This window comes from Sphingomonas sp. FW306-05-A, assembly GCF_058782275.1.
Map to the genome: position 1 here is coordinate 1,162,725 of NZ_JBYSXN010000002.1, position 12,798 is coordinate 1,175,522.

General features: G+C 67.9%; 7 protein-coding genes. 3 read left to right on the forward strand and 4 right to left on the reverse strand.

The window, feature by feature from the left end; genetic code table 11:
• Positions 1–58: 58 nt before the first annotated feature.
• Positions 59–2,806: a DUF5695 domain-containing protein gene (locus tag AC3WJR_RS14145; RefSeq protein ID WP_492725606.1), complete on the reverse strand. Its 2,748-nt coding sequence runs from the start codon at positions 2,804–2,806 to the stop codon at positions 59–61.
• Positions 2,807–2,912: 106 nt separating this feature from the next.
• Between AC3WJR_RS14145 and AC3WJR_RS14150 the strand changes: the two genes are divergently transcribed.
• The 3 genes from AC3WJR_RS14150 to AC3WJR_RS14160 are packed head-to-tail and all read left to right on the forward strand — an operon-like array spanning position 2,913 to position 8,196.
• Entirely contained in the window at positions 2,913–5,348 is a 2,436-nt protein-coding gene (locus tag AC3WJR_RS14150; protein ID WP_492725607.1) for a beta-L-arabinofuranosidase domain-containing protein, read from the forward strand.
• Positions 5,345–6,418: an Ldh family oxidoreductase gene (locus tag AC3WJR_RS14155; protein WP_492725608.1), complete on the forward strand. Its 1,074-nt coding sequence runs from the start codon at positions 5,345–5,347 to the stop codon at positions 6,416–6,418. Before AC3WJR_RS14150 ends, AC3WJR_RS14155 begins: the two co-directional genes overlap by 4 nt.
• Complete coding sequence (locus AC3WJR_RS14160; RefSeq protein WP_492725609.1) at positions 6,415–8,196, forward strand: DUF885 domain-containing protein; 1,782 nt, start codon at positions 6,415–6,417, stop codon at positions 8,194–8,196. Before AC3WJR_RS14155 ends, AC3WJR_RS14160 begins: the two co-directional genes overlap by 4 nt.
• 411 nt (positions 8,197–8,607) lie before the next feature.
• On the opposite strand, the gene AC3WJR_RS14165 is transcribed toward AC3WJR_RS14160, so the two are convergent.
• The 3 genes from AC3WJR_RS14165 to AC3WJR_RS14175 are packed head-to-tail and all read right to left on the reverse strand — an operon-like array spanning position 8,608 to position 12,742.
• On the reverse strand, positions 8,608–10,290 hold the full coding sequence (locus AC3WJR_RS14165; protein WP_492725610.1) for a DUF885 family protein: 1,683 nt from the start codon (positions 10,288–10,290) through the stop codon (positions 8,608–8,610).
• 38 nt (positions 10,291–10,328) lie between these two features.
• Positions 10,329–11,510 carry a M24 family metallopeptidase gene (locus tag AC3WJR_RS14170; RefSeq protein ID WP_492725611.1) on the reverse strand — a complete coding sequence of 394 codons (1,182 nt, stop codon included), beginning with the start codon at positions 11,508–11,510 and terminating at the stop codon, positions 10,329–10,331.
• Positions 11,507–12,742, reverse strand: coding sequence for an NAD(P)/FAD-dependent oxidoreductase (locus AC3WJR_RS14175; protein WP_492725612.1), 1,236 nt, complete (start codon positions 12,740–12,742; stop codon positions 11,507–11,509). The genes AC3WJR_RS14170 and AC3WJR_RS14175 overlap by 4 nt, the downstream gene beginning before the upstream one ends.
• Positions 12,743–12,798: the final 56 nt, after the last annotated feature.

The window sequence follows — 12,798 nt, forward strand, 5'->3', positions numbered from 1 at the left end:
ACGCGAGCCCTTCGACTTCGCTCAGGGCGAACGGAGGGGGCGCTATGCCGAAACAGGCTCAGCGCGGCGTTAGCGTCACCTCCACCGGTGCAGCGCCGAGCGGGATCGTATAGCCACCCCGCTCCGCCACCCCGCCAACCGGCGCATACCCCCGCGCGCCCGCAACCGTCGTCTCGACGAACACTCGCGCCGCCGGCGTCCCCGCCACCGCCGGGTCGAGCGTCAGCGTCACCGCCCCCGTCGCAGGCGCGTATGAAGCGCGCGCGATCTTCCCCGCCTCCAGCGTGATCCACACCCCCGCGGGTGCGACGAACACCCGGCTCCGCGCTCCGTCGCGCGGGACGATCGCCACCGACCCGCGCCGCTCGGTCACATTCCCCCCGAACCCGAGCCACCCGAACGTCGGGTCGCGCACCAGATAGCTCGCCGCTGTAATCGCATGGCCGTACAGCCCCATGCCGTAATCCCCGCTATACGGGTCCCACTTCATCATGTCGGGCGCGGAGTGGAAGGCGGCGGAGGAAAACCCGTCACGATCGATGTTGGTGATCCCGCCCATCATCCCGCCGTAAGCCACGCGCAGCAGCCGCAGATCGCGCGGGTCCGCGCGATACGCATCGAACAACGGCACTGCGTTGAGCGTCGATCCATAATGATGGATTTGCCGTTCGATCCGCGGATATTTGCCGCCGTACAGAAAGTCCCAATAGCGCCGCGCGTTGCCGTTATAGCCCCAGCTGGGGATCGTCGGATCATAGCCGAGGATTACCCGCCGCGTCGCATCCGCCTGCGGCTGATATCCGAAATAGCGCATCCACGCATAGACTTCGGGCTGGCCGGTCGAATCCCACGCCATCTCGCTCCCGAACGGGAAGGTGAGCGTGCGCCAATGGTCGGCGCGCGCCTTCATCAATCGCTCGAATTCGGTCGCCTCCGCGGTCAGCCCCTCGCGCTTCAGATCCTTGAGGATGTCGACGAACACGTCGCCCTCCATCAGCCCGAACTGCGTGTAATACGGCGCATCGCGCATCATCGCGACGGTCGTCAGATAGGCATGGTCGAGATACCAGCGCCACGGATGCCGCAGCACCACCCCGGGATGGTTCCGCGCGACGCGGTACAGCACCCAATGCGCGATCGCGACATGCGGGTAATTATAGGCGCGCCCGAGGTCACCCGCGTCCTTCTTCGACCACGACGTCCAGGTCGTCCAGTTGGTCGCCGGGTCGTAATAGCCCGGATGCAGCTTGGGATCGTAATAGAACAGGCTCTTGCGCACCGCGCCTGCGTGTTCGCCCGAGGGGACCTGCAATTGCCCCTCGATCGTCTCGTCGATCAGCCGTTCGAGCTTGGCGATCTCGCCCGCATCGGGAGAATCGAGCTGTTTGACCATCGCCGCGACCCAGCTCCCCGCGCCACCCTCGTCGCTCATGCCCGAGATCCACACGCGCGGGTCCTGCGTGACGACCTTGTCCGCCTCGCGGTCGAAGGTCAGGATCGCGGGGTTGCGGCCGAACGGGTCGGTCTTGTCTTCGTACCATTGCCGCGTCGTCGCGAAGTGCCCGAGGTCGGCCATCACCTGGTCCAAAGGCTTGGTGATGAAATAGCTGACCGTCTGCACGCTGCCATCGGCATAATGCACCAGCAGGCTCGCCCGCCCCCAGCCGGTCGCGCGCACAGCATAGCGCGCCCAGCCCTTCGCCCCCGCAACCGGGGTCGCGGTCAGCGCCCCCGCGGGGAGGCTTTCCACGCGCACCACGCGCTGCGGGGATTTGAGGAACAGCGTCGCATCCTGGTCGGTCGGGACGACATAACCGGGGATCCCGACCGCGACCGGCCGCCGGTTCGCGACCAGCGTATCCTCGATCGCGCCGATCGCGGGCGCGGTGACGAAACGCACGCCGATCTCGCGCCGCGCGCCCGGCGCGAGCGTGAAGCTGGTCGGCGCATTCCACTGCGCGTCCGCCTTTGCCCATTCCTTCTCCGCGAACCCCTTGCTCGCGACCGTCCAGTCGTAAAAGCCCTCGGAGGTCTGCCCGCGCTTGCTGCGATCGGTGAAGACGTCGCCAGCGGGGGCCTTGCCCGCCTCGAGGATCGGGCGATACGCCTCCAGAGGCGTGGCCGCCTCGGGCAGGACGAGCAGCGCGGGCCCCTCGCCGTTCAGCCGTGTCACCTGCAGATACCCCGCATCGCGCCCGATATAGGGATCGACGAAACTCGCCTGCGCGTGCGCCTGCTCCAGCGAACGGTCGGTGATGATATTGTCGAACACCATCGGCAACCCGAGCCCGCCGACCTCGACCGGCGTCGCGCTGGTGTTGACCAGCGTGAAGCGCAACGCGAGCACGCCGTGATCGTCGACCCAGCGCCGCTCGACACTGAGCGGGCTTCCCGCCCCCAGCGATGCGGTAATGTCGGCGGCGGCAAGCACCCCGCCCCCGCTCCGCAGGAGACGGATCGGCTGGCGGTGCTGCGCGGAAGCGAAGTCCTTCCACGCCCCGCCGGGCGTGCGGACGCGCAAGTGAATGTCGCCGACATGGACATAGCCGTCCCCCGCCCGCTCGGCCTCACGCCCACCCGGAACGAAATCGAACGCGGGCAACGTGGCAGGCGACAGTCGCGCGAGCGTCTGCGTGTCGCTGCGCAACGCGAGGCGGAACGCGCGCGTCGTGATGCCGGTCAGCGCGACGGGCGGATAAGAGGGTTTCGCCGCCGCGGGCTTGGCGTCCTCGGCCCGCCCGACTGCCGACAAGCACAAAGCACCGCCGATCACGGATGCAAGGAGAACGGTCCGCAACGGTAACATGGCAAGGCTCGCAATCGATCAGGGTCGGTGGCAACCTGAAACGACGCGCCCCGATCGTCAACGCATATTATACCGTATATTATTTGTTGGCAAAATGGGCTTGCGCATGGCAGACCCCGGAACGCCGATATTCGGATGGGAGATCGATGTGCGCGCGAACCGGCGGGAATGGATGTGGGGCATGGCCGCGGTCACGCTGGCGAGCGCGCCCGCGCGCGGGCTGGCGGCGGTCGCGACCAGCGCGCTTCCGGCCAAGGCCAAACCGCTGCCGCTGTCGGCGGTCCGGCTGCTCCCCTCCGCTTATGCCACCGCGGTCGAGGTCAACCGCACCTATCTGCTGCGGCTCAGCGCGGACCGGTTGCTCCATAATTTCATGGCTTATGCCGGGCTTCCGCCCAAGGCCCCGATCTACGGCGGCTGGGAAAGCGACACGATCGCGGGCCACACGCTCGGCCATTATCTTACCGCGCTCGTGCTGATGCACCAGCAGACCGGCGATGCCGCGTGCCGCACCCGCGCGGATTATGTCGTCGCCGAACTCGCCCGCGCACAGGCCAAGCGCGGCACCGGCTATGTCGGCGCACTCGGGCGCAAGCGGAAGGACGGGAAGATCGTCGACGGGGAGGAGATTTTCCCCGAAGTGATGAAGGGCGACATCCGCTCGGGCGGGTTCGATCTCAACGGCTCCTGGTCGCCGCTCTATACCGTCCACAAGGTATTCGCGGGACTGCTCGATGTCCACGCCGGCTGGGGCAACATCCAGGCGTTGCAGGTCGCGACCGGGCTCGCGGAGTATTTCGCCAAGGTCTTCGCCGCGCTCGACGATGCGCAGATGCAGACGTTGCTCGGGTGCGAATATGGCGGGCTCAACGAAAGCTATGCCGAGCTGTCCGCGCGCACCGGCGACTCGCGCTGGCTGGCGATCGCCGAGCGGCTGTACGACCGCCGCGTGCTCGACCCGCTCGTCGCGGGCGAGGACAAGCTCGCCAATTTCCACGCCAATACGCAAGTGCCCAAACTCGTCGGGCTCGCGCGGATCCACGAACTGAACGGCAAGCCCGCCCCCGCCAACGCCGCGAAATTCTTCTGGCAGACCGTCACCGGGCATCACAGCTATGTCATCGGCGGCAATGCCGACCGCGAATATTTCACCGCGCCCGACACGATCGCGACGCACATCACCGAACAGACGTGCGAGCATTGCAATAGCTACAACATGCTCAAGCTGACCCGGCACCTCTATGGCTGGCAGCCCGATGGCGCGCTGTTCGATTATTACGAGCGCGCGCATCTCAACCACGTGATGGCTGCGCAGAACCCGCGCAATGCGGGCTTCAGCTACATGACCCCGCTGATGTCGGGCGTCGCGCGCGATTATTCGACGCCCGCCGACGACGTCTTCTGGTGCTGCGTCGGCAGCGGAATGGAAAGCCACGCCAAGCACGGCGAATCGATCTTCTGGGAAGGCGGCAACACGCTGCTCGTCAACCTCTACATCCCGGCGGAAGCGCAGTGGCGCACGCGCGGCGCGACGCTCCGGCTCGACACGCGCTACCCCTATGAACCCGAATCGCGCCTGACGCTGACGACGCTCGTCAAGCCCGGCCGCTTCGCGATCGCGCTGCGCGTTCCCGGCTGGGCCGCGGGCAAGGCGGTCGTGCAGGTCAACGGTGCGGCGGTCGAACCGGTGATCGCCAACGGTTATGCGCTGGTCGAGCGCCGCTGGAAGAAGGGCGACACGGTTTCGATCGCGATCCCGCTCGACTTGCGGATCGAAAGCGCGCCCGGCGATGCCGACACCGTCGTGGTGCTGCGCGGGCCGATGGTGCTCGCCGCCGATCTCGGCCCGGTCGCGGACAAATGGGACAAGGCCGATCCGGCGCTGGTCGGCACCGACCTGCTCGCTGCCTTCACCCCCGTTGCGGGAACCGCGGGCAGCTATGCCACGCGCGGCATCGTCCGCCCCGGCGACCTCAGCTTCGTGCCCTTCTACAGCCAGTATGAACGCCGCAGCGCGGTCTATTTCAAAAGCTTCACCGATGCCGCCTGGAAGCGCGAGGAAGCCGCCTTCCTCACCGAACAGGCGCGCGCACGCGATCTCGCGGCACGCTCGGTCGACACGATGCATCTCGGCGAAATGCAGCCCGAACGCGACCACGGCCTGACCTCGGAGATTTCCTACCCGGTCAGCTATCGCGGTCGCAACGGGCGCGATGCGCGCTCGGGCGGCTATTTCGAATTCGCGATGAAGACGCGCCCCGGCCCGCTGATCCTCCAGGCAAGCTATTGGGGGGACGAGCGCGCGCGCGACTTCGACATCCTCGTCGACAACGTCAAGATCGCGACCCAGCATCTCGAGGCCGACCAGCCCGGCAAGTTCTTCGACGTCGATTATCCGATTCCCCCTGCCCTCACCAAGGGCAAGGCGAGCGTCAAGATCCGCTTCCTGCCGCACGACAAATCCGCCGCCGGGCCGGTGTTCGGCGCACGGCTGATGACCGCCGCCCCCGCCCCCGCCACCAGATCGGCCCCGACTACATGACCGCATCCCGCACCGCTTCCCGCCCAGCCGCCGACCTCGACGCTCCCGAACTCCGCCCCGACGTCCACCTCTCGCTCGACGCGCTCCACGATCTGGCGAACGCCAAGCTGATCGGCGCGGGCCTGTCGCGCGCGCATGCCGCCGCGGTTGCCGAAACCATGGTCGCAGGCGAGCGCGACGGCTGCGCGAGCCACGGGATCTACCGCTTGCTGGTCGCGGCCAACAGCATCGCGCGCGGCGCGGTGGTGGTCGATGCCGAACCGGTGGTGAGCGAACCCGCGGTCGGGCTCGTCCGCGTCGATGGCGCGGGCGGGTTCGCGCAACTCGCGTTCGAACGCGGCCGACCATTGCTCATCGAAAAGGCGCGGCGCTGCGGGATCGCGGCGCTCGCGCTCAACAATGTCGTCCACTTTGCGGCCTTGTGGCCCGAGGTCGAGCTGCTCGCCGGTGCCGGCCTGGTCGCGCTCGCCTTCACCCCGAGCCACGCCTGGGTCGCGCCCGAAGGGGGCACGCGCCCGGTGTTCGGGACCAACCCGATCGCCTTCGCCTGGCCGCGCCCCGGGAAGGAGCCGTTCGTCTTCGATTTCGCGACCAGCGCGGTCGCCCGCGGCGAAATCGAGCTGCACCGCCGCGCGGGCAAACCCGTCCCCGACGATTGGGGCTATGATGCCGCCGGGCAACCGACGACCGATCCCGCGGCGGTGCTCGCGGGTGCGATGCGGACCTTCGGCGGGCACAAGGGGTCGGCACTCGCCGCCATGGTGGAATTGCTCGCGGGTCCGCTGATCGGGGACATGACTAGCCAGGAATCGCTCACCGCCGATGCGCAGCGTGGCGGATCGCCGATCGGGGGCGAGCTGATCATCGCGATCGACCCTGCGGGGTTCGTCGGCACCGCGGTGACGCATCACCTGCTGCGCGCGGAGGCGCTGTTCGCCGGAATCGAGGATCAGGGCGCGCGCCTGCCGTCGCAGCGCCGCTATGCCGCGCGTCGCCGCAGTCTTGCCGACGGGGTGGCGATCCCCGCGGCCTTGTACGACGACATCATGAAGCTGCCTTCGGGAGAATGACGATGCGAACGATCCTCCTGACGCTTGCCCTCGGTGGCACGATGCTCGGCGGTATGGCTGCGCAGGCCGCACCGCGGGCGACTAGGGCCGCAGCCCAATCCGCCGACGCGCGGTTTGAGGCGCTCTACACGTCCGAATATGCCTGGCGGCAACGCCAGATGGAGCAGGACGAGGACACCCCCAAGGGCAAGAGCGCGAAGCTCCCGGATGTCGGCCCGGCCGCGCAGGCCGAACGCCTCGCGCGCTGGAGTGCGACCGAAACCGCGCTCAAAGCGATCGCCCCCGCCAGCCTGTCGCCCGCCAACCGCGTCAATTACGTCGTCTACAAACAGCAGATCGACGCGCTGCTCGCCGAGCAACGCTACCGCGAGTATGAGAAGCCGCTCAACGCCGACACCAGTTTCTGGGGCAACATCGCCGGGTCCGCACGCGGCAGCTTCCGCACCGCGCAGGATTACCGCAACTATATCGCGATGTTGCGCGACATCCCGCGCTATTACGACCAGCAGATCGCCAACATGCGCGCCGGGCTCGCGCGCGGCTTCACCCCGCCGCAGATCACGCTCCAGGGCCGCGATTCCGGCGTGGCACAAGTCGTCGAAGCGAAAAGCGTAACCGCCTCGCCCTTCTACGCCCCGTTCGAGACTTTCCCCAAGACGATCCCCGCTGCCGAACAGGCAACGCTGCGCGCCGAGGGCAGCGCCGCGATCACCCAGGCGGTGGTGCCAGCGCACGCGAAACTGCTCGCCTTCCTGCGCACGGATTACATCCCGCACGCCCGCGTCGCGCTCGCCGCTTACGACCTGCCCGACGGAAAGGCGTATTACCAAAGCAAGATCCGCGAATATACGACGCAGGACCTCACCCCCGATCAAGTTCACGCGGTCGGCCTCGCCGAGATCGCCAAGATCCGTGCGCGGATGGACACGGTGATGCAGCAGGTCGCGTTCAAGGGCGATTTGCAGGCATTCTTCAACCATCTGCGCACCGATCCGCAATTCTACCCCAAGACTCCCAACGAACTGCTGTACCGCGCGGCGTGGATCGCCAAGACGTTCGACGGCAAGGCGTCGCAATACTTCGGGCACCTCCCGCGCAGCCGCTTCGCGATCAAGCCCGTTCCCGCCGACATCGCGCCCTTCTACACCGGCGGGCGCGGCGGGCCGGGGATCTACCTCGTCAACACCTACGACCTGAAGTCGCGCCCCTTTTATTCGCAGATCGCACTTACACTCCACGAAAGCGCGCCCGGCCACGCCTTCCAGATGCCGCTCGCGGGAGAGAATACCGCGCTCCCGGCGTTCCGGCGCGATACCTATCTGTCGGTCTACGGCGAGGGCTGGGCGCTCTATTGCGAGGCGCTCGGCGAGGATATGGAGATGTACGAGACGCCGTACGACACGTTCGGATTCCTGAGCTATCAGGCGTGGCGCGCGGCGCGGCTGGTGGTCGATACCGGCATCCACGCCAAGGGCTGGACCCGCAAGCAGGCGCAGGCGTATCTCCACGACAATACCGCGCTGTCGGATCATGAGATCGAGACCGAGGTCGATCGCTATATCGCCTGGCCCGGGCAGGCGGTGTCCTATTACATGGGCGAACTCGCCTTCGTCGCCGCGCGTGACAAGGCGCAGAAGGCGCTGGGCCCGAAGTTCAACATCCGCGCGTTCCACGACGCGATGCTCGAGATGGGCTCGGTCCCGGTCCCGGTGATCGAGCAACGCACCGACCAGCTGATCGCCGCGGGCGGCAAGGGCCCGTATCCCGACGAGGAGTGAGGCGAGCGGGTGCCCCAAACGCCGTCATCCACCGCGAACGTGAGACCGTTGCGTGAAGGCAATCGGAGGTTTGCCCGCCACCCCGCGCCCCAAAAACTGCCGTCATGCTGAACTCGTTTCAGCATCCACCGCGCAGCAGGCATAGTCCGGACTCGCGGAGGACTGGATCCTGAAACCAGTTCAGGATGACGGACGGTTTAAAAACGCGCGTCTGCTCCGGGATCTCTACTGGCTGGCCCCGCTCGTCCTACCGAACCGTCCTTTGCTGTTTTCCCGCGAAAGCGGGAATCCAGAGCCAGGCAGAACAACGACTTACAATTCTCGCGACTCCTGGACTCCCGCCTTCGCGGGAGAACAGCTATGATTGGGCAGAGGCCATGCCTCCGCGTGAATGACGGTAGAATGTGAACCTCAGCGCCCGCCCTCGACCATTTCCGCCTCGATCAACGCGACCGGGATGATCCCCGGCGCCCACATCGCCTGCAACGCGCGCGCCGCATCGAAGCGCGTGCCGTCGCGCTCCGCCCGGTCGGACAGGTCCGACAGCAGCCGGTCATATTGCAGCTTCCCCGTCACATAACTCGTCCCATAGCCCGGCTGGCGCAGGTAGAGCAGCTGTTCGAACCCGACGAGATCGCTTGCGGCGTCCGAAAACCCGCGCGGGGTCCAGCGTGCGTGGAATTGCCCCGCTTCCGCCAGCGTCATCTCGTTCGCCTGCACCTTGAGCGACGCCAACCCCCGCGCCGCGCGGTTGGCCAGCATGATCCACACTAGCTCGCGCCCGCGCGGCAGGTCGTCGTACAGCCCGGTATGGAGCGCGATTTCCTCCATCGCGGTCGCGAACCCCTCGGAGCGTTCCTCCCAGATGTTGTAGAGCAGCGGCCCCTGCCGGATCGGGTCGGCCTGTGGCTGATGCTTCAACCGCGCGAGGTCGATCCAGTGATAGTCATGGCTGTACAGCGGCAACGGGTCGCGCGCGGTGACGTGCGAGAAGAAGTTGCGCTCGGCGAGCGGCGTGAACGGCACTTGCTGGGCGGCGATCGCTGCGCGGTAATAAGGCTTGTCGGGCACCATTCCCGTGGTAATCAGGAAATCGGCAAACCGCCGCGCCTTCTCGGCAGCCAGTTTATTGTAAGCGGCAGGATCCTCGATCGGATCGAGCGGCGGCAACGCGCGGTTGCGCACTTCCTCCAGCCGCAGCGATGCGCGCGATCGGTCAAGCTCGCGCTGGAGCAACGCGACCTGTTCGTCATAGCCGTACGGCAGCAGATGGACGTTGCGCATCGCCCAGTCATAATCCGCCTTGCCCACGCCCGATGGCCCGGTCTTCTTGGGCGCTTCCGCCGCGATCCACGCCGCGAACGCATCGGTCGCGGCGCGCGCTGCGCGAACCGCAGGCAAGGCCGTCCGCCCCGCACCCGACAGATCGGCGTGCTTCGCGCCTTCCAGCGTCCGCATCGTCAGCGTCCCCGCCTCGAGCTTCGCCAGCACCGCCGACTGTTCGCGGAACGCGCGCGCGCCATACAACCACAGGTCGCGCGCGTTACTCTCGTCAAGCGTGCCGCGCGCCTGCGTCAGCAACGTCGGCACGGTCTGGAGCATCGTGGTCAGCTGCCGCGCGTCCTTCGCCGACAACGGAAAGTCGAACGCGAACAGGTCGATCGCGGGGGCGTTGGGGCCTTCGTGTGCGGGCACGTCGCTCTCTTCACCCCACACCGTCTGGTAGAAACCGGGGTCGCGCGCCCATGGCCGCAACACGCGCAGGTTGAAGTCGAGCCCGTTCATCTCGGCCTCGATCAATTGCGCATCGATCCCGTCCGCCTTGCTCCAGCCCGCCCGGTCGAGCGCCGCCAGCCGCTGGCGGAAGGTCGCGAGCCCGACGGCCTGCCGCGCCATTGCCGCGGGCGAATAGTCGGGCACGCCGTCGACCAGCGGTGCGTCCGCGAACCGCCGCCATTCGGTGAACATTGCGACCAGTGCCGGCCGCCCCTGCGTCGCGGTCGTCCGTGCGGGCTCCTGCGCCTGAATCGGCACCGTCGTCGTCGTGGTCAGCAGCGCCAGCACCAGTGCAAACCGTGTCGAATGTCGCATCATCGTTCCCCCTGTGATTGAAGAGCCGCCCCCGCCCCCCGCTACCCGAACGGTCGGTCGATCGACGGCTGCGGCTCGGTGAACCACGCCGCGCCCGTCTCGGTGACGTGGAAATGATCCTCCAGCCGCACCCCGAAGCGATCGGGCACGACGATCATCGGTTCGTTCGAAAAACACATCCCCGGCGCAAGCGCCGTCCGGTCGCCGCGCACCAGATAAGCGGGCTCATGAATCGACAGCCCGATCCCGTGCCCGGTGCGATGCGGCAGCCCCGGCAACCGATAGTCCGGCCCCAGCCCGGCGCGCTCCAGCACCACGCGCGCCGCGGCATCCACGCTCTCGCACGAAACCCCCGGCCGCACCGCCTCGAACGCCGCGCGCTGTGCCGCCTGCTCGGTCTCGAAGATCGCGTGCACCTCGGCATCGACCGTCCCGAATGCATAGGTCCGCGTGATGTCCGAATGATAGCCTTCGACCTGACAGCCGGTGTCGATCAGCACGAGTTGGTCCTCCTCGAGCAGCTGGTCCCCCGGCAAGCCATGCGGAAACGCGGTCGCGCGCCCGAACTGCACCGCGCAGAAATACGACCCCGCCGACCCCAACCCCCGATGCGCGGAATCGATGAAGCGGATCACCGCACTCGCCGGGATGCCGGGCGCGAGGATCGCCGCCGCGCGCCGCTGCACTTCCAGCGTCATCGCCTTGGCCTGCGACAGCAGCGCGAGTTCCGCCGGGCTCTTGAGCATCCGGCACGCATCGACGACCCCCGACGCATCGCGCAGCACCAGCCCGCACGCCCCCAGCGCGGTCGCCATCCCGAACGGCAGTTGCGGGTCGACCAGCAGAGTCGCGCCACCCCGCAACCCGGCGGCGACCAAGGCCGACGGGCTCTCATCCTCTTCCCACAACCGCACGTCGGCGGGAATCTCGAGCGCCGCGAGCAGCGATCCTTCCTCGAACCGCGGGCAGACGATTACCGGATCACCCTCAACCGGCAGCACCAGCGCGACGAGCCGCTCGCTCGCGCCCCACGGCACGCCCGCGAAATAGCGCAGGCTCGCGCCCGCGCCGATCAGCAGCGCATCCGCCCCCGCCTCCGCCGTCAGCCGGCGTGCACGGTCGAGCCGCGCGGCGCGTTCGGCGGCGGTGATGCGCGGTGCGGGGTCGCCCCACGGCGCGAGCGCTGCGAGTTCGGTTGCTGCGGTCGATCCACCGATGGTCATGTACGCGATCCTTGCCGAGAGAAACGGTCGAGCGAAAAGCGCGCGATCGCGACCGACGGCTGGTCCGCCACCGCGAGCGCACCGACAAGCTGCGCGGTCACGGGCGCGAGCGTCAAGCCGAGATGCTGATGCCCGAAGGCATAGAGCAGATTGGGATGCCGCGCCGACCGCCCGATCGCAGGGAGATAGTCGGGCAGCGTCGGCCGCGCGCCCATCCAGCGCCGATACGGCCCGGTGATCGGCAGCCCGAGCTGCGCGACGTGCCGCTCCAGCCGTTCCCATTTGCGCGGATCGGCAGGCGCATCGGGCTTGCCCAGTTCGACGAAGCTCGCCGCCTGGACGCAATCGGCATAGCGCGTAACGATCATCGCGCGGTCCTCGAACACGATCGGCGGCAAGTCCGCCGGCCAGCCCGCCGCGTCGGCGCGGATGTGATAGCCACGCTCGGCGATCATCGGCACGCGGTATCCCAGCGGTTCGAGCAGCACGCGCGACCGGACGCCCGCGCAGACCAGCACCAGGTCGCTCGAATGTCCTTCGATTGCGACACCGTCGGCGGTCTCGATCAGCCGCGCCGCGTCGCGCACGATCGTCCCGCCGCGCGCGACGACCGCCGCTTCCAGCACCGCCGCGAGCCGCGCGAGGTCGCGCACCTGACCGCTCCCGGCGAACCGCACCCCGTCGACCACGCTCTTGCTCAGCCCGCGCAACCGGCTGAACGTCGGGGAATCGACTTCCCCGATCGATGCGGTGCCGATCGCGGAGCGGTGCCATTTCAACCGCCCCCGCCGCGCGGTCGCATCCGATTCCCACGTCACGATATGCCCGTCCTGCCGCAACAGCTCGGGCGCATCGAGTCCGTCGACCAGCGCGCGCCACGCGGGCATCGCCGCCGCGAGCAACGGCGTCAGCGCCGCCGTCCCCGCCGAAAAGCGCGCCGGTGTCGACGCCGCCGCCAGCTTCAGGCCGAACGGCAGCCAGCTCGCCGCCATCGACAGCGGCAAGGCGAGCGCCCCGCCGCGCGAGAACAACCGCCCCGGCACCGACCGCATCGCCCCCGGCGACGCGAGCGGTTCGACCTGTTCGACTGCGATATGCCCGGCATTCCCCCAGGAGGCCGCACCCTTGGCGACATCCGGGTCGAACAGCGTCACCGCCAGCCCGCGGTCGAGCAACGCAAGCGCTGCGGTCAGCCCGACGACCCCGCCGCCGATGATCCCGATAGAGCGCAAGCGATTCTCCTGTTGCACTGCCACTTCCCATTTCGTATACGGTATATACAACGAGA

Bases quoted from the DNA above. Each gene is read 5' to 3' on its own strand.
- AC3WJR_RS14145 (WP_492725606.1), bottom strand. From the start codon at position 2,806: ATGTTACCGTTGCGGACCGTTCTCCTTGCATCCGTGATCGGCGGTGCT.
- AC3WJR_RS14150 (WP_492725607.1), top strand. From the start codon at position 2,913: ATGGCAGACCCCGGAACGCCGATATTCGGATGGGAGATCGATGTGCGC.
- AC3WJR_RS14155 (WP_492725608.1), top strand. From the start codon at position 5,345: ATGACCGCATCCCGCACCGCTTCCCGCCCAGCCGCCGACCTCGACGCT.
- AC3WJR_RS14160 (WP_492725609.1), top strand. From the start codon at position 6,415: ATGACGATGCGAACGATCCTCCTGACGCTTGCCCTCGGTGGCACGATG.
- AC3WJR_RS14165 (WP_492725610.1), bottom strand. From the start codon at position 10,290: ATGATGCGACATTCGACACGGTTTGCACTGGTGCTGGCGCTGCTGACC.
- AC3WJR_RS14170 (WP_492725611.1), bottom strand. From the start codon at position 11,510: ATGACCATCGGTGGATCGACCGCAGCAACCGAACTCGCAGCGCTCGCG.